Genomic DNA, 16,546 nt, shown 5'->3' on the forward strand with positions numbered 1-16,546 from the left:
GATCAAACAGGGACTAGTGGGCGACACCGACAGCCGCAGAAATGCGCGCGAGCAGCGGGATTCTCGCCCGGACTTGGTCATCTACCAGTTCGACGAAGTTGCTCTCCGCCGCACTGGCCAGAAAAGAGTTGCCGGTATAAGTGCCGAGCGCTGAATTCGCCAGCGTGGAATCGACGTAGGCTTCTGCACTCTCGAAACTCATGGCGCCGGTGGCATCGCTGTTCACGGCCAGGTGCCGCAGCAGTTTGTAGGCCACATGCAGCCATGGCGATTGCTCGATGCTGGCCTCGGAAAGTGCCTCGCTCGCCGCCCCACGGAAGAACTTGTAGTGCGTGCTCCTGCCGATCGCAGCGACCATCAGTCCCTCAGCCGCGTACTCGCGGTACACAGCCCGCGTCAGTCGGGTGGAACTCGGGATCGTCTTGCGCTTGATCAACCAGTCAACGATGTCGCGGAGCAGGTTGACCGCGAGGAACGGGTGGCCGCCGGTCTCCTCAAAAACAGCATCCACGAACGACGTATCGAAGGTCAACGTCCCCTGGAAAGTACGGCGCACCAGCTCAAGAAACTCGCTCTCGGGTGACCCCGTCTCGTGGCTGAAGAGCGGATAGGGCTCCTGCTGGACATAGGCGCTCAATTGGTTCTGGTCCATGAAAATGAAATGCGCGTTGGGCTGCTGGCCTAGCAGGATCAGTAGGTTTTCCGTCGCGAACTCAACCAGTTGATCGAGCAGTGGCTGTACCACCAGGGTCCGGGCATCCTCGCTGCGGCGCCCCATCACCTTCAGTCTGCCAAACAGGCGGTCATATTCGTCCACGATGAGGATAGAGCCGCGGTTCTCCTCCACGCCCATTGGCGCGGCGCGTGAGACGATGCTGCGCAGGAAGTCGCGGGGCAGCGGTGCAGCGCGATCGAGCGCGTCGCAGACCTCCTCGTAGAGCATGCGGCTGGCCTTATCGCCGCCGGTCATCTCACAACGCTGGAACACCGCGTTCCGATGCTCGATACCACTGGCGAGCTCGCTCACGCCCGTAGTCTTGCCGCTACGGCGAACACTGCACCACAGCAGTACCCCTATGCGGGTGGACAAGGTCGTTTGCAGCGCCCGGACGCTCGGCCGCTCCACACGGAAGAACGACATCTGGCCGGGGTTCTCCAACGGGAACCGTTCCGCAATGTTGGTCTTGAGCGGAACGCTTGGTTGGACCACCACCGTGTTCTCGTAGAACCGCAGCCGCAGACGGGAAAGCAGGAAGCCGACGGAACTGCCGCCCTCAGAGGGCATCGGCACGACAATGTCGCGGACGTCCTTCGTTGGAAACGTGCCCTTCCAGTACTCCTGCACCGGCTTGGGCGTCATGCAGGCGATGTATCCCAGCTTGGCCCTGCGCTCGATCTGGTGCCGCAACAAACCGCTGCCGGCCAGGACGGCAATTTCCAAGGGCCTGGTGTCGCTGGAGTCCGCCGGTGGCCTCAGCATCAGGTCGATCGAGACGTCATCGATATTGACCTGGGATGCGGTCACCACCACCGCATCGACACTGCTTTTGGCGGAGGCGTGATCCAGCTCCTGCACGAGCAGTTCGAGCGGGCGTCCCAGGATAGATGCGATGGCCCCCAGGTCGATGCTTTGGGACAACAGACGGAGGTCGGCCTCTTCCAGCAATGGCAACACGTGGACCCAGGACTTGGCAGTACGTGCCAGCAGCTCCTGCGCGTCGAGTTCACCGAGCCGCGAGGCGAGGAAGCCGGCGAGAATGCCCCGAAGCATCCGGGAAGTCACCCTTCGCAACGCACGGCAGCCCTTTGGTTCGGTGATGCGCGACGAATCTTCGGCGTAGATCTCGACCGGCAAAGCAAGGAAGGAGCGCAGGCCGCCCAGGGCCTTCGCCACGGCCGCTTCCTGCGTGGCTCGACCTTGGGACATGACCCGGTCGAAACCCTTGCTGAAGATCTCACTCGAATGCGTTTGAATTGCCCAGCCGACCGCATCAAAGGCGGCTTCGGGATCGTTATTGCTAAGCAGTAATTCCACCGTGCCGGCGGCGATCACTTTCAGCTCGTCGCGGTAATACGTCGACCATTGAAAGATGTGCCACTCACTTAGTTCAGCGAATCTGCTGTCCAAGGAAGCGACGAAATGCTGCAGACGGATTGGGTGTGCGGGGTGACTGGACGTGTCAGACTCCGTGTCCGTGCCGGCGACCTTGCCACTGCGCCGCAAGCGGCCGTCAAGTTCCTCGCTAAGCAAGCGGCGCTTCTTCGGCATGAATCTGCCGATGATTTCCTTGATGGGATCGTGCAGCCGCTGGATGTCAACCTGGCTGCACTGCTGGAACAGGCTGACCAGGTTGTCGAACGCGTCGTTGTATCTGTGCCGAGAAATCAACTCTTCGGCTTCGGCAAGAACTGCCTCGATGGACTTGGTCATTTCCGCTTGAGATTCGAAGATATAGGGGCAATCGGACAAATGGAATATATGGCCGTCACGACGGCGTCCCGAAGGAAACCTCCGAGTCTGCCATGGTGCGCATCGTGACCAAAAGTCGGTACGCGTGGCCAGACGGCCCAAGCTTTCCCATCGGCAAGAGCTTCACGGAAACATCGAGGTCATCTAGAACTCCGTGAATTCACGCGCCGACCAAGGCGGTCTGCACGTCGTCAAGACAGGCCTTGGAAAAGCTGGGGAATCGCTTGAACGCCGGAACCAGCGCCCTCGCCAAACAGGAGAATCTCGGTCGAGACATGAACTTGGAACTTCGCCTTTATGGCGTCTCCAGAAACGAGGGCTTGAGTGCTGTCGAGGTGATTCTCTTGTTGTGTCATCGGTCCAAGGAGTCGGTTCTCACCAACTGGTTCCAGCATGAGCGGATCTGCGAACCACCGCTGGAGGAACAACCAGAGGGCCATGATGAAAGGCGGTGCTGGCCATGTCGGCGATTTGTGCTAGCCGCTCAATGGTCCACCTTGGTGGTCGGCAGCAGCGTCGCCGGACTCGTCCAACGACTTCTCCAGCTCGGCAAAGAAACCCTGAACTGAATCGATCAGAGGCTTGTTTTGTTCGACCTGGGTGACGTAGAAAAGAAGCGCCTGAACCGCATTCCGCTGTTTCAATGCATCCCACAAGCGGACGCGATCTATCAGATCCTGCTTGGTCACTGGCTCAAGACCCAGATCAACGAGCGCCTTTCTGGCCTCGTCTTCGAACGACAAGGCGACCACTAGTCCGAGCGCTCGATGGCGAGTCACGAGATTGGCAAACTCGGTGAAATCGGAAACGTCTTCTGTTTTCACCTTGAACTGCTTCACCTCGGCAGCAAGGACGAGAATCTCACCATCGCGCGCGTCGACGTCGCCTACCTTGCCGATACGCTTGCTTCCAGTCCGAACCTTATGTACCTGGACCTGCAGGTGAGGCGAGTCGGCGCGCACCCACGCGAAGACCGTACCCTGATAGGCGGCTCCTGAGCGATCCCCGCCCTTCGTGAAGTCGTACTTCTCCAGGAAGAGGCGAAACCGCGGAGGCTCACGCTTCAGTGTGCTGGCATCGACCTCGTGGGACGCGAAGTGATCCAGGGTGAACGCCCGAACGCGTTGCTCCAACAAGCTCAGCTGCTTGTTTGGCATGCCGACCAACCCGGCGAGCCAATGCTCATAGTCGCCCCAGGCCTGAGTAGCGTGAGGCGCCATACTAGGGTAATCGAACCTGCTGTGCTCTCCGCGGGCCCACTTCTCGAAGCGCGAGTAGGCTGGGCGAATACTGAGGGTCGTATCGGGTCCCGTGGCAACGATCAGCGTGTTCGCCTTTCCGCCGTCATGCGTTCGCTCTTGACGAGGGAAGTCTTGGAGAAAAGCGTCCAGGCTATTGTAAAGACGGCCTTGCGCACGAACCTGATTGATGAGGTCGATGAATGCGACGAGAAGCCCAGGCAGGAACTGGCGTCGCTTCCGGGGATTCGTCTGCGTTACCGCAGCGACCATCTCCTGAAATATCTCATCTGCGCTCATCGCACGACGAGGTTTGCCAACTGGGGAATCGCTCTCGACGCCATCGCGAAGTAGGTCGGATCACGTTCGGTTCCGATGGCCGAATATCCGACGCTGGCGGCGGCAGCGAGGGTAGAACCGCTGCCGGAGAACGGGTCGTAAATGACCCCGTTCCCCATCGGAAGCGCTGCGCGCACGATGTGTCGCATCAGCTTTTGCGGCTTGATCGACGGGTGGGGCGCGAGTTCACGCTCGTGCGGCCTGGCCGGCGCACACTCGAAAACGTCCCAGAAGGGCTCGTCACCAGCGGTGCGCATGAACCCGCCAGTGCCCCACTTGCGCAGGTTCGCCGCGACCGTGCTTTCCGAGATTGGCTTGCGGAACAGGCCCCACGGTTCCCATCCTGACCGGGGCATGACACTCACGTCGGGAAACTCGTCCTCCGCCCCCTTTGGTCGATCGCCGCCTCGCAGTGTTGCGACAAGACGAATCAGTTCTCCGCGTTTTTCGAGTCCCGACGACTCGAGGGCTGCGAACGTCGTGCTCGAGACCAGTGGGTTGGAGGCAATGATGAGATGGCCCCCAGGCACGAGAATGCGACGCGCTTGATGTGCGAAGGCCTTGAAGAAGGTTGTGAGCGCTTCCCTCTCGGCCGGCGTGAGCACCGTGAAGCGAGGTAACGGCGCGCGCCGCGCCCCATCAAACGACGGGGGAATTCTCCATACGCCGCCCTTGCCGGACCGCAGTTTCAAGTGGTCTGTCGGCTCGTACTCTTTCAGACCATATGGTGGGTCCGTCACGATCGCATGCACGGAATTCTCATCGCGCTCGGTCATCCATTGGAGCGAGTCAGCGAGGATGAGTTGGATGCGAGGCAGGACATTGACCTCGGGGAAGCGACCCTCTATGGCCGTCGCGGTCGCGCCGATCACGGGGCGGGGGAGGTTTTTGGATTTGATTCCCATGAGCGAATCAGAGTGTAAGGGGAAGCGGCACGCAAGCCCCTGCGGGGCGCGCAGTTCGTGCGCCTTCGAAACCGTGGGACAGACCAGACGACCAAGATATCCGACGCTCGGCGCCGAAGTTGATTGCTGCCACTCCAGCCTGGATGGCGGGTCCAGATCGATGGCAGGCCCGGCAGTCACGAAAGGTATAGCGCTCGTTCAGATGCACATGCCGCCGAGTCTCCGGCGACGCTGAGGTACTCGTATGAGCGGTTTCCGCTAGCGACGCCGATCCTTGCGCGCGCCAACTTTCCCGCCTCAGCCGGACATGGGGCGGCAATCAATGGCGGATGCCTTCCGGAAGGCCCGGCGAAGAGTTGCACGGACCCTGGGCCTGCCGGCCGCCGTGATCGCATTCGGCGCGCGCCGCCCTCCCCTTTCGCGTTGGCTACACGCCGAGGGCCCCCGCAGGCGCGATCCCCGCGCACGGAATCCGTCAGAAGCCAAAAACATCCCATTCATAACTGTCGACGTCGGCTTTCCTTGCCGTGTGAGCGCATACTCTCTTGTCGACGGACACGGTAGTTCGCTCACCCGTCGGCGCCCGCCCAAAACCCCTGCATCGCCCGCAGCCGCTCCTGCTTCTCGGTTGTCAGATACCCCGAGGTCGTGCCGATCGAGGCATGCCCCAGGTTGTTCTGGATGACCTGGATCGGCACGGGCGCATGCCCCGGCCGCCCATTGAGCGCATGCGTGCCATGCGTATGCCGCAGCCAATGCGTGCTTGCACGCCGCAGGCGCTCGGCCGCCGCGCCATCTTGGCTCGGCAGTTGCTCGGCGCATCGCGCGAACGCCGCCTTCATGGCCTTGTAGAGCCCGGAGGCCGTCCAAGGCTGAAGCGCGGCTGCCCCCGGCTCTTCGAAACTCGCCAGGATGGCGACCTCTGCGTTCTCCGGCGCGTCTGGCTCGCGCGCATTCCCGCAGCCAACTAGCGCCTTCCCGAGCTCCGCGACCAGGTGATCCGGAATCGGTACCTGCCGGTATTTGTCGCCCTTGCCGATCACATTGAGGAGCCACCCCCGGCCTTCGCTGCCTTCCGCGTCCGTATATACGAACTGCTCGAGGTGCGCGCAGCGCGCAGCGCAGATCTCGGCCGTGCGCAGGCCCGTCGCATAGAGCCAGCGCACCGCCCGCGCGGTGCGCTCGCGGCTGGCGCGCTCTGAACTAGCATCGCTGCGCACGAACGCTTCGAACTGCTCCCACTGCTCGACCGACAGCGAGCGATTGGAACCAAGCGGCCGCGCCGGCGAGCGCGGGGATGAAACCGCGGCGAACGGGTTGCCCGTGACGTAGTGCTGCGCAACGAGAAAGGCGTAGAGGCTGCGCACGATGGTCAACGACTGGCGCAGGGCCACGGCAGAGAGCGGTCCTTCCAGCGGCCGCCATAGGGGCGACCAGCGCTGGCGATGCCGCGGGCCGCACCACGCCTCCGGCGGCGCCTGCAGGAAGCTCGCGAAAGCCATCGCATCCTCGACGGTGAGCGAGGACAACGCCTTGCCGCGCTCCAAGATCGCCCACAACAGCAGGCGCTCGGCCTCCTTGCGGTAGGAGCGCTGGGTGGCGCTTTCCGGTTCACCTCCCTTCGCTCCCGCCCTGACGTCATCGGCACCCCCGAGACGTCCTTTCGAGTTCAGCCAAGCGGCGATCGCGCCATAGTCGTTGTCGGCTTCCAGCAGGCATTGCTCGCGCGCGGCCCGGAACCGCCCTTCCCTGCCGCTGAGCTCGCTCGGTACGACGAATTTTTCCAGAGGAACCAGCGCCGTCGCGAGCGGCACCACGCGCGCGAGCTCCGCCGGCGCGAGTTGCGTGCGGGCCTTGAGCGCCTGCGCGCCGATGCACAGCCCGATCGAGCCCTCGTGCAGCCGCAGCCACTCGACGATGCGCTCGGCCTTGAGGGCGCCTACGCCCTGCACGCCGGTCCACCAGCGCGCGCCGATGCCGTTGACGCGCTCGATCAGGGTGAACAGGGTGGGCATGCCCGCGGCCTCGATCCGGTCGGCCAGCGACGGCATGAGCCAGGAATGCACGCCGTCGCCGGCGCGCGGCTCGTCGGCCGCCACGCTCTCGAGCCAGCGCAACGCCTCGAGCTGGCGCGCAATGAGCCGTGCACGACGCGAGCCCAAGCGCGCGGCGGCGCCAAACTCCTGCTCGTACGCTTCGGTCTGCTCGGATTCGGAGAATTCCTCCAGGCCTCGCTCGGCTGCGAACTCGGCCAGCGTCGGCACGGCCGCGCCCTCCCCCAGCTGCTGCGCGTCAATGAGGACCAGGCGCGCGGTGCCGAGCCTGGCCTCGCGTCGCGCGGCGGCGGCGAACTCGGCGCGGATCCAGGCGATCGTGCCGCGCACGCGCCGCAGGTCGACGCTTTCGCCTTCGAGGCGCAGGTAGCGCTCCCAGCTCGCGCGCAGGTCCACTCCCTGCACCACCGCGCGCATGAAGGCGAAGTGGTCGCGGTGCAGTTTGCGGGCGCGGGAGGCTTTCACGTTATGGGGAAAAAGTCTCGGATATCGGCAAGTACCGGCTGTTTGCTCTGCACCATCACCTCCAGCATCGCCTGCTTGACGCCGCCGAGTTCGACGAGGGGCAGCTTGACTGTTGCCATGCGCTGCGGATCGCACCAGTGTGCATCCACGTCGAGGGAGGCATGGTTACGACAGACGAAAGGTCGTTGCTCATAAATTGAGCAGGCGTCCTCTTTGAGGAACGGGCATGCGACACCTGCGAACTTGCCATCGTCATAGCGCAAGCTACGGGTCAGAGCTCGAGCTTTTCGACCGGTCGCCCGTTCGATGCGCGCCGCCTCAATGCTGCTGATCTGGACGTTCATGCGACAGCAGTCAGCACATCCTTCGCGGCAGGCCACGTACGGCGCCCGCAGCGCCGAGTATTCGTCGACCAAAGCGTAGATCCGTCCGAGCTTCGTTTGCAGGCTTGCGTTCTCGCCGCGAATGCGCGCAGGCAAGCCGTCTTCACGGGCTTTGAAATCATCTGGCAACGCGGACAGGAGTGCGTCTCGGCGCACTTGCATGCGTGCCTTCGTCGCTTCGACACTGTGGTCGATTTCCATGGTCATCCCTCGAACTTAAAGAGTTGGGCGATCCTCGGGATCGCCTCGGCAAAGGTCAGCGGTTGATACTCGCGCCCAGCGCCGAGCACGAACACGAACACGAACCCGATCGAACTCATGGGGGATCCTTCTCCAATTTTCTTTTTGATGAGCGAAGCCTATGCGAACAGCGCCAGCACGGCAAGCGAGATTCAATCGGATGATAACTCGCATAATCATCCGTATGATTTCTGGAACGCCCAGCACATCCCGCCGCCGCGTGAAGCCGTCCGCGTGAAGCCGTCCGCGAGATGATGCCCGTGCTCTTCGAGCTCTTGCGCGATGAGAGATCGGCCGCAGTGCGCGCGGTCCTCGGCCACTTCGCGTTCGTCTTCATTCACCCGTACGTAGACGGCAATGGACGTCTCGGGCGATTCATCATGAACGCGATGCTGGCCTCGGGTGGGTTTCCTTGGACCCTGCTGCGCCTCGAGGACCGAGACGCCACATGACGGCGCTCGACGCAGCAAGCAGCAAGCAGCAAGCAGCAAGCAGCAAGGGTGACATCCGGCCATTCGCAACGTTCGTCGCCCAGAACCTGACAATGCCAGGGAGGCGCAGGCCGCCTCGCCACCGGACACGTTGGACGCGCACGACGAAGAGGATCAGCAGCAACCGCCGCACGGATGAGCGTCCTTCTCGAGGCGTCTGAACGCGAGGCATCAGGGAGCGGAATCGGGATTGAGCGGAACACAAGGTTCGGCGATCAACCGTCCGCTCGACTGACCTCTCACCTGCTCATTTCGCGAGTGGGCTTGTGCACCATTGCTGCTCGCAAGGCACGCCATCGTGATTCCCATCCATCCGGGTGCCGGGACAGTTCTTCAAGAAGAACTTGGCCTCGGCGCACGAAGTCATCTGTGAGCAATAGGTGCGTCCGTCGCATCGGAAGTTGCTCTGCGCAGATTCCGTGACCGCGGCGTTCTGAATCACGCTGGCCGAAGCTGGCTGGATCCGCGCGACATGACGCTGGTACTGCACATATCCGAACGCCCCGATCGCAAACACGAGCACGACAGAGATCAGCGCCTGCACCGGTGAGCGCCTTGCGTGATTGGTTCGCATCTGCGCTCGAGGATACGTCGATGGCTTTCCGAGTGCCTGCCGGTAGACATTCACCGCCTGCGGCTTTCCGTCCTTCCCACGGCCCAACTCGTAGGTCAGCGTCTCGCCCACCGTTGGACGAGAGTCGTCTCTCGGGAAAGCGCTGATGTGCACAAACAGCTCGCGCCCGCCATCACGCGGAGCAATGAAGCCGAATCCACGTTCGTCATTCCAGCTAATGAGTTTGCCGACGAGTGTCATATCTGGCCGAGTCTAAGGCCAGGGCCAAGAGCATCCTCATCCCCCTTTGGGAAATTTCGCGCTACGACTGAGATTTGCTTTATAGACACAACGGCCTGCGCGGCATAAAAGGAAGGTCTTTGACCCATGGCGTTGTTTGCGCCCAAAGGCTGAATGCCAGATCCACTTTTGACCATATCTTGTCCGTTGCGGACACCCGCATAGAGATTGTCTCGAAGTGCTCAACGCTGACACCCTCGAATCGATGCGATGCCACGGCTGTGAAAAACACTTCGCGTTCGCGCTGATGGAGTGCCACCGATGCACGCACGATCAGACCCATTCATGGACGGAAGCACCGGCCGTCGATGTGGTTAACACGCTCAAGTGCGACGAGTGCGGCAGCACGCTGCGGATGGACGCGACAAGTATGAGCGATTTCTGAGCGCCCGCGCAGCCTGGCCATCGCGACGACAAGAGGGCACCCATTTCATCAACTCTTCGAGTCGATCGATACCCAATTTGGGATCGCGCTTTCGGATTTATCTGATGGACTAGCGAAAACCCAAAACCTATAAAGAACGCTTCCGACTCAGCGCCAGATCCGACCGATGCGTCATCCTCAGCTGTCTCCCAGCACTCAGCCATCGCCTGCTAGAAGCATCATGATCGTGGAGGACCACCCAATGGTGGCCGACACGACGAAGGCAATGCTGCATGCCATGTCGAGCGAAGACCCCATCACGATCACAACACATGCGACGGCCAAGGAAGTGATACAAGCCTTGGAAGCGCAATCCCAGCGTTGGGATCTCATACTGCTCGATCTGGACGTGCCCGGTGCGACCGGTCTTTCGCTTGCCGCACACATCAAAGACGCGGGCCTGGCTCCGGTCACCTGCATCTTGACCGGAACCGGACGACCAGACTATGTCGCGCAAACTTTCAAGGACGAGTTTCAAGGCTACATCCTGAAGTCGTCGCCGACCAGTGATCTCGATGCCTACTTGCAATCAGCGCTCATGGGCAAGAAGGTGTTTCCCGCACCCGACACGGATGCCGCGCAAACGAACGCAGTCGCATTGACTAAGCGGCAACGCGAAGTACTTCAACTCGTAGGCACCGGTTCGACATCGAAGCAAATCGCTCGATATCTCGGTGTAGCGCCTGGCACGGTGGACAACCATATCCACGCATCCATTGCGGCCCTGGGTGTTAGAACTCGCGCGGAAGCAGTCGCCAAGGCATTGATGCTCGGATTCATTGAGGGACAGCTCGAAACCGCGTCAGCAGCATGAGCATCCGTGCCCAGAGCCTCATTCTCGACACTTCCAGCACCGATCGTGAGACTGTCGCCAAGCAATTCAAGATTCAGCAGTTGACGTTCATTCTGACCGTCCTTGGCATTACGGTCGCGGAGTATGAACAGCATGGCGTTGCACTCGGCGGCTACATGCTCTGGCTTGGTGTCGGAGTGCTGAGTTGGCTCCTTAGAGTCGGCTTGTTCGTTGTGGTGCACCATGCCACGCCGCAAGAAATTGAGAGATCGGGATACCTCAAGTTCATCCCCCTGCTCATCGTCTGCATAGCGGGCGCCTACTGGTTTTGGACGGTTCAACTAATTTCAGACACCGGCTTGTCGATGGCGACCCTCGTTCTTTGCGTCGGGTTCATGAGCACCACGATTGCCATGACAGCTATGTGGTTCGGAGCCAAGGTTCCGGTCATCATCTACAACGTTTCGCTATGGGGAAGCCTGTCCTATAGCCTCCACGAGAAAGCCGTAGCCAGCTTGACCTCTTTGCTCGTGCTCAATGTCATAGTGTTTCTGATTCTGTGGCTCTTCGTCGTTTTGAAGGCGCGCGAGATTAAAGCGCATCTACGACGCGCGGATCATCTCTCCGAGTTGTCGCGAGGATTGTTGGAGTCCAACCGAATGTTGGAGCGCATGGAGGGCGATGCAAAGCGTGACGTCCAATCGCGAGCGATCTTTTTTGCCGAAGCCACTCACGACTTCAAGCAGCGTCTGCACAGCGCCAAAATGGTCGTCCTCACTGGACGGGCACTCGTGCTACAGAAGAGGAACGCATTGGACGCCATTGAGCGCCTCGGAGAAGAACTTGATGCGTTGGACTCCTACATCGTCAATCTTCTGAGCTTTGCCCGGTCAGAGGCTCAGGACATGAAGCCACGCCTCAGGACAGTGGCCTTGCAAGATGTATTCCAAGCACTTGATCTCCAGTTCGAGGCGGAAGCTGAGACTGCAGGGAAAGCGCTACGCTTTCGGCCTCCCGGATTGCAGGTGGCGACTGACCGCTTCACGCTGGAGCGGATGTTGGGGAATCTCGTTTCTAATGCGTTGCGGTTTAGCCGACGGGCGGTCTTGGTCGGCGCGAGACGGCGAGCTATGGGAATTTCGATCGAGGTGTGGGATCAAGGGCCTGGGATCGAGGAGCCTATGCTCAGAAGAATCTTCGAGCCCTTTCAGCAAGCGTCCAACAAGCCGACCGATCGACAACTGTGGACCGGTGCAGGTCTCGGTCTCGCCGTGGTAAAGAGGCTATCGAGCCGACTGAACTACTCCGTCAGTGTCGATTCCAGACTAGGTTTCGGGACCGTAATGAGGATCTGGATTCCCGATGGATTTGTTGTAGGCCCCGAAGAGCGATGTCCCCGGTTGTAGTTTTCATTTCAAGCGACGCTGGGATCGGAGCTTGCGGATCACCCTTTCCCAGGCCCTGCTCTCGAAGACTAAGCGCTCGATCGGAGCGAGATCAGCGGACGCATTGGCGAGCTTTTTGTTCAGCCGGTCGATGCTGGCCTGCGGTAGCAACTCGCTCAGCGCCTGCAAGCGCGCCGGCTGGCCGAACTCGTGCTCAATATCCGCAGCCAAAGGGAAGGCTATGAGTGGCGGTGAAGGGTCGGGTGTGCGCACTGGGGATGTCTAGTTGCCGTGGAAAGGAGCAACGACCAATTTGAAAAGCTCAGGCGAGCCATGGCTATCCCCAAAATCTCATGGTTTGCTTCTTGTTGCCTCTTTCGCCAAACCCCCTGGGGCGTAGGATGCTCACATCCAGCGCCGGTAGAAATCAGCGCGTTGGCCCAATCCGATATCCAAGGACCACTGCGCGAGAATGATTCGAGCAGCCCGCTCAGCGGTTTTTCGAGCGGATATCGACGTCCAAGTCGCTAGCCGTGGCAAGCATGGCGTTCTCCATCGCGCGAGCGGCCGGACCGGCGAGGCTTGACAGTTTGTAGAAGTCCACTCGGTGGAAAGGCCATCGCTGCGAAACTGGATTCGCCTTCGCCTTGGCCTCTGTACTGCCTTCCTTCGCCTTCGCGGTACTTGCCATCGAGGCGATGGACTCTGCGATTGATGCACTAAATTCGGAAACGTCGCAGCCGATCAAGGCGGCGAACTTGGCAGCGGCCCGGGGATTGAGCGGGATTGATCCATTTAAGTACTGGCTTGTCGCACTCTGCCCGAAACCCAGCAGATCGGCAAGTTCCTCCTGGGTGGCCGCTTCGCCCGCTTCCTGTCGCTCGGCCTGCCACGCCCTGAAAATCACCTTTAGACGCTTTGCGTCGCGCTTCTGTTCTGGAGTCAGTTCTTTCGCTGGCATAGAGGGAGCTTATTAGTCTCACTCATACAACACAAACAGTCCGACTGTTGCGCTTCCAAATCAGTCGTACTAATATCGGTGCATGAGCATGATTCGAGCGATCCGCGACCGCCTCGGCGATACACAAACGCAACTAGCGCAAGGCATGGGCTGTTCGCAGAGCAATGTATCGCTCTATGAAAAGGGTCAGACAGTTCCACCATCGGCGGCTAAGGCTTTGATCGCATATGCAACAACAAAGGGAGTGAAGGTCACCTTTGAAGACATCTATGGCGAGGCGTCGCATGGAAGCGCCGCTCTTGTGTCACTCGCCCCACAGAAAGGTGCCCGCGCTTGAGGGGGACCGAACGGCCTGAGTGAGCGCGCAGTAGACCAATGCCAGTTCGTATAAACCGCCGATCTCATCGTCTCCGTGCGAAATGTCGCCTATTTGAGTCGGAAGATTCTGACGGACAGGACCAGCAACCCATGAGGTTTTGGGGATACCTTAACTCCTTGGAGATGCTGACACTCGAAGAAATGGAATGTGCAGCATGACGAATCACGAGCAACGCGCCGATAAACAGCAAGTGTGGCACCCAAATAGTTGGCGCTCGGTTGCCATCGGCATTCTCTTGGTTGCGGGCTCCACGGCGCGCGCGGGCGAGTTTCAAATCGTCCCAACGGACAAAACGCTTCTGCCCGTGATTGTGCGCTGGGCCCAGACAGACGGCCTGGTAGCGATTTTGAACGGCCGCCGCGTCACGACTCGCAGTCTGCGCGACGAGCCCTACGCTGACCTTCCATTGACCGCGGAAGCTCGCACGGTGACCGGCGCGACCGCTGAACAGGCCATCGCTGCCGCTCTCAGGAGCTACGGCTCCTACCGGACCGACGTCGAGGTCACCGCCACTTTCAAGCCGCCGTATTTCGTCGCTATCACGACGCGAAAGGCAACGCCGGTGGCGGTAGCGTCGCAATCACCTACGACCGTTTCTGCACAACCCGCACAACGGCCGCAATTCCCACCGTCGCTTCAGAACACGGCCGCCGCGTCTCACGCTCCTGCCGCGGGCCGACCAACACCGCCAGCATTGCAGCCTCCTCCACCACCACCGCGGATTGCGGCCACCACAGCTGCTCTGGTTGCCTACCCCACTTGGGACAGCTCTGCCCGCAAGTCGGCCGGCGTCATGTCAGGGACCTGGCTCGTGGGGGACAGCCAATCGCTGCGCGCCGTCGTCGAAGCCTGGGCCAAGCAAAGCGGCTTCCAGGTCGAGTGGACGTCCACGCGCGACTACAAGGTCTCCGATGCGATCAGGGCCAGTCGCTATACCGGCACTTTCCGCGAAGCCCTCCTTGGGCTCGCTGCTGCGTTCGGACAGCTCGAATCGCCGCTCGGCATGACGTTCGTCAACAAGGCCGGGAGTCCCACGCTGCACGTATTTGACGCCTAGGCAATCGATCCCCCACGGCGCCTCTGCCGTCCATCGAAAGGAGCAACGTACCCATCTTCACTTCACAAAAACTATTCCTAAAACAACCCAGAAACCCCTTTTGCTGTCACACATCAGGTATCCCCTCAGAAGAGAATGAAACTCAAGTATCAACCCAAGCGGTCCATCCTCACGGCGGCCCTCGCTGCCGCGCTTGTCTCCCTCACGGCGCCCACCGCCTTCGCCGGCGTGCTGATGTGCCAAAACGAGGGTTTGGGTGCGCCCGGAGGCGCAGCCGGAGCACCCATTGAATCCACTGTCCAGGCATGGAGCGAGGGTGGCGAGTACGGAGCAGCAGGTCTTACGACTGGTCGACTCGGCTTCATTGCCGGGGCGACTACCTCGACACAATGTCCCGCCGGCTCAAATCCAGTCGGCTTCGCGGCAACCGCTGACGAGCTGAACAACATGCTCACTGGCAACAGCTCGAGCGGCAACCCCAACGCCGTCCTGTACAACAACGGCGGAACGCCCGCCGCCCCCGGCACCGTCACAGTTGCCGACGGCGTGAATGGCAAAGATGCCGTCAACGTCGACCAGCTCAACAACGGCATGTCGAACACGCTGAACTCCGCGAATCAATACACGGACAACAGCGTTTCGAACGCAATCAACAACGCGAACAGCTACACCGATGCCCGGATCGGCGACACCTACAACTACGTCGATGGCAAGGTCGAAGAGACGTACAAATATGTCGACGAGAAGACCAAGTACTTCAAGGCCAACTCCACCGGTGCCGAGTCGGTTGTCACAGGCAACGACTCCATCGCTATCGGTCCTGGCACCGTAGTCGCAGGCGATCGATCCATCGCGGGAGGGGTAAACGCCGTGGCAAGCGGCGATGACTCAGTGGTCTTCGGCAACAACGCCAAGGGCACCGCGACGGGCACCGTGGCGGTGGGCTCCGGCGCAGAAGCCGTCAACGTCGGTGACGTTGCAATGGGCTTCGGCGCCATCGCCACGGGCGTTTCCGGAGTGGGCTCGGCCGTCGCGATCGGCGTCGGCAACAAGGCGACTGGCGCGGGTGCCGTGGCCATCGGCGATCCCTCGATCGCGACCGGAACCGGCGCGGTCGCATTGGGCTTCAACTCGATCGCGACCGCAGACGGCACCGCCTCGGGCGGCGCGGCCGACGGCGCGATCGCCATGGGCAATGCGTCAGTTGCCACGGGACAAGGCTCGGTGGCACTCGGCAACCTGGCCACCACCGGCGCCGCTGGTGGCGTTGCCATCGGAGATACTGCCAAGGCCCTGCAAGGAAACGGCATCGCCCTCGGCTCGGGTTCGACCGCGACCCACGCGAACGACGTGGCGCTCGGCGCTGGCTCGACCACGGCGGCAGCCGTCGCGACCACCGGTGCGACGATCAACTCCGTGGAGTACACCTTCGCCGGCGCCGCACCCACGAGCACGGTTAGTGTGGGCGCAGAGGGATCCGAGCGAACGATCACCAACGTCGCGGCGGGCCGCCTGAGCGCCACGAGCACCGACGCCATCAACGGCAGCCAGCTCGATGCGACCAACCGGGCGGTCACCGCCATCGGCTCGAACATCGCGGGCAACAATACCCAAGGTCTTCCTCCGGCGGTCGCGCCGGGCAACAACTCCGTTGCGATCGGTCCAGGCAGCGTCGCTGACCGTGACAACACAATCAGCTTTGGAACGCCTGGCGCGGAACGCCAGCTGGCCAATGTAGCGCCCGGTGTCGCAGCAACCGATGCAACCAACCTCGGCCAAGTTCAGTCGATGGTCGGCAGCGGTGTCCAGCAAGCGAATGCCTACACGGATCAGCAGATTCAGGCCCTCGACGCGAAGACGAAGAAGCAGATGGCCGGTGTTGGCGCCATGGCGATGGCATCCTCGGCCCTGGTGCCCAATGCTCGTGCTGAAGGCAACTCGAGTATCTCGATGGCTGCCGGCACCTACGGTGGCGAAAGCGCGATCGCCGCGGGCGTCAACTACTACGCCAGCAACCAGATCCTGCTGAACGCCAAGGTGGCTGCCACGAGTTCGGGCCCTTCGCGAGTGGGCTTCGCCATCGGTGCGACGATCGGCTTCTGAGGCATC

Annotated in this window: 15 protein-coding genes; 6 read left to right on the top strand and 9 right to left on the bottom strand. The window is 61.3% G+C overall.

Annotation, left to right across the window (positions count from 1 at the left end; genetic code table 11):
• Positions 1-13: 13 nt before the first annotated feature.
• From VAR608DRAFT_RS01440 to VAR608DRAFT_RS01465, 6 genes are all read right to left on the bottom strand, one after another.
• Positions 14-2,431: a hypothetical protein gene (locus VAR608DRAFT_RS01440; protein WP_088952448.1), complete on the bottom strand. Its 2,418-nt coding sequence runs from the start codon at positions 2,429-2,431 to the stop codon at positions 14-16.
• 230 nt (positions 2,432-2,661) lie between these two features.
• On the bottom strand, positions 2,662-2,865 hold the full coding sequence (locus tag VAR608DRAFT_RS01445; protein ID WP_157730543.1) for a hypothetical protein: 204 nt from the start codon (positions 2,863-2,865) through the stop codon (positions 2,662-2,664).
• Positions 2,866-2,946: 81 nt separating this feature from the next.
• A complete protein-coding gene (locus tag VAR608DRAFT_RS01450; protein ID WP_157730544.1) occupies positions 2,947-3,981 on the bottom strand; it encodes a hypothetical protein in 1,035 nt (344 codons plus the stop codon).
• 23 nt (positions 3,982-4,004) lie between these two features.
• Entirely contained in the window at positions 4,005-4,952 is a 948-nt protein-coding gene (locus VAR608DRAFT_RS01455; protein WP_088952451.1) for a DNA-methyltransferase, read from the bottom strand.
• Positions 4,953-5,521: 569 nt separating this feature from the next.
• Positions 5,522-7,471 carry a phage integrase family protein gene (locus VAR608DRAFT_RS01460; RefSeq protein ID WP_088952452.1) on the bottom strand — a complete coding sequence of 650 codons (1,950 nt, stop codon included), beginning with the start codon at positions 7,469-7,471 and terminating at the stop codon, positions 5,522-5,524.
• Positions 7,468-8,055 (bottom strand): YkgJ family cysteine cluster protein, encoded by a 588-nt coding sequence (locus VAR608DRAFT_RS01465; RefSeq protein WP_157730545.1) that lies wholly within the window; start codon positions 8,053-8,055, stop codon positions 7,468-7,470. The genes VAR608DRAFT_RS01460 and VAR608DRAFT_RS01465 overlap by 4 nt, the downstream gene beginning before the upstream one ends.
• 293 nt (positions 8,056-8,348) lie before the next feature.
• Here VAR608DRAFT_RS01465 and VAR608DRAFT_RS37740 point away from each other — a divergent pair, with 293 nt between their 5' ends.
• Entirely contained in the window at positions 8,349-8,546 is a 198-nt protein-coding gene (locus tag VAR608DRAFT_RS37740; protein ID WP_231973637.1) for a Fic family protein, read from the top strand.
• Positions 8,547-8,832: 286 nt separating this feature from the next.
• Here the strand turns inward: VAR608DRAFT_RS37740 and VAR608DRAFT_RS01475 are convergent, their stop codons facing one another.
• Positions 8,833-9,399 (bottom strand): cold shock domain-containing protein, encoded by a 567-nt coding sequence (locus VAR608DRAFT_RS01475; RefSeq protein WP_088952454.1) that lies wholly within the window; start codon positions 9,397-9,399, stop codon positions 8,833-8,835.
• Positions 9,400-10,043: 644 nt separating this feature from the next.
• Here VAR608DRAFT_RS01475 and VAR608DRAFT_RS01485 point away from each other — a divergent pair.
• The gene (locus VAR608DRAFT_RS01485) at positions 10,044-10,676 is read left to right on the top strand and encodes a response regulator transcription factor (protein WP_172843791.1); all 633 of its coding nucleotides are present in this window, start codon (positions 10,044-10,046) and stop codon (positions 10,674-10,676) included.
• On the top strand, positions 10,673-12,061 hold the full coding sequence (locus VAR608DRAFT_RS01490; RefSeq protein ID WP_088952457.1) for a sensor histidine kinase: 1,389 nt from the start codon (positions 10,673-10,675) through the stop codon (positions 12,059-12,061). The genes VAR608DRAFT_RS01485 and VAR608DRAFT_RS01490 overlap by 4 nt, the downstream gene beginning before the upstream one ends.
• Positions 12,062-12,064: 3 nt before the next feature.
• Here VAR608DRAFT_RS01490 and VAR608DRAFT_RS01495 read toward each other — a convergent pair whose 3' ends face one another.
• Positions 12,065-12,313, bottom strand: a complete 249-nt coding sequence (locus tag VAR608DRAFT_RS01495; protein WP_157730546.1) for a hypothetical protein — start codon at positions 12,311-12,313, stop codon at positions 12,065-12,067.
• A gap of 217 nt (positions 12,314-12,530) precedes the next feature.
• Complete coding sequence (locus VAR608DRAFT_RS01500) at positions 12,531-13,001, bottom strand: helix-turn-helix domain-containing protein (RefSeq protein ID WP_088952459.1); 471 nt, start codon at positions 12,999-13,001, stop codon at positions 12,531-12,533.
• Positions 13,002-13,083: 82 nt separating this feature from the next.
• On the opposite strand from VAR608DRAFT_RS01500, the gene VAR608DRAFT_RS01505 reads away from it, so the two are divergent.
• From VAR608DRAFT_RS01505 to VAR608DRAFT_RS01515, 3 genes are all read left to right on the top strand, one after another.
• Positions 13,084-13,338, top strand: coding sequence for a helix-turn-helix domain-containing protein (locus tag VAR608DRAFT_RS01505; protein WP_088952460.1), 255 nt, complete (start codon positions 13,084-13,086; stop codon positions 13,336-13,338).
• A gap of 196 nt (positions 13,339-13,534) precedes the next feature.
• On the top strand, positions 13,535-14,437 hold the full coding sequence (locus VAR608DRAFT_RS01510) for a TcpQ domain-containing protein (RefSeq protein WP_157730547.1): 903 nt from the start codon (positions 13,535-13,537) through the stop codon (positions 14,435-14,437).
• Positions 14,438-14,572: 135 nt separating this feature from the next.
• A complete protein-coding gene (locus VAR608DRAFT_RS01515) occupies positions 14,573-16,540 on the top strand; it encodes a YadA family autotransporter adhesin (protein WP_088952462.1) in 1,968 nt (655 codons plus the stop codon).
• The last annotated feature ends 6 nt before the right edge of the window (positions 16,541-16,546 follow it).

The organism is Variovorax sp. HW608, from assembly GCF_900090195.1.
GTDB lineage: Bacteria > Pseudomonadota > Gammaproteobacteria > Burkholderiales > Burkholderiaceae_C > Variovorax.

Bases quoted from the DNA above. Each gene is read 5' to 3' on its own strand.
- VAR608DRAFT_RS01450 (WP_157730544.1), bottom strand. From the start codon at position 3,981: ATGGTCGCTGCGGTAACGCAGACGAATCCCCGGAAGCGACGCCAGTTC.
- VAR608DRAFT_RS37740 (WP_231973637.1), top strand. From the start codon at position 8,349: ATGCCCGTGCTCTTCGAGCTCTTGCGCGATGAGAGATCGGCCGCAGTG.
- VAR608DRAFT_RS01440 (WP_088952448.1), bottom strand. From the start codon at position 2,431: ATGACCAAGTCCATCGAGGCAGTTCTTGCCGAAGCCGAAGAGTTGATT.
- VAR608DRAFT_RS01515 (WP_088952462.1), top strand. From the start codon at position 14,573: ATGAAACTCAAGTATCAACCCAAGCGGTCCATCCTCACGGCGGCCCTC.
- VAR608DRAFT_RS01485 (WP_172843791.1), top strand. From the start codon at position 10,044: ATGATCGTGGAGGACCACCCAATGGTGGCCGACACGACGAAGGCAATG.
- VAR608DRAFT_RS01505 (WP_088952460.1), top strand. From the start codon at position 13,084: ATGAGCATGATTCGAGCGATCCGCGACCGCCTCGGCGATACACAAACG.
- VAR608DRAFT_RS01490 (WP_088952457.1), top strand. From the start codon at position 10,673: ATGAGCATCCGTGCCCAGAGCCTCATTCTCGACACTTCCAGCACCGAT.
- VAR608DRAFT_RS01455 (WP_088952451.1), bottom strand. From the start codon at position 4,952: ATGGGAATCAAATCCAAAAACCTCCCCCGCCCCGTGATCGGCGCGACC.
- VAR608DRAFT_RS01465 (WP_157730545.1), bottom strand. From the start codon at position 8,055: ATGGAAATCGACCACAGTGTCGAAGCGACGAAGGCACGCATGCAAGTG.
- VAR608DRAFT_RS01500 (WP_088952459.1), bottom strand. From the start codon at position 13,001: ATGCCAGCGAAAGAACTGACTCCAGAACAGAAGCGCGACGCAAAGCGT.
- VAR608DRAFT_RS01445 (WP_157730543.1), bottom strand. From the start codon at position 2,865: ATGCTGGAACCAGTTGGTGAGAACCGACTCCTTGGACCGATGACACAA.
- VAR608DRAFT_RS01475 (WP_088952454.1), bottom strand. From the start codon at position 9,399: ATGACACTCGTCGGCAAACTCATTAGCTGGAATGACGAACGTGGATTC.
- VAR608DRAFT_RS01510 (WP_157730547.1), top strand. From the start codon at position 13,535: ATGACGAATCACGAGCAACGCGCCGATAAACAGCAAGTGTGGCACCCA.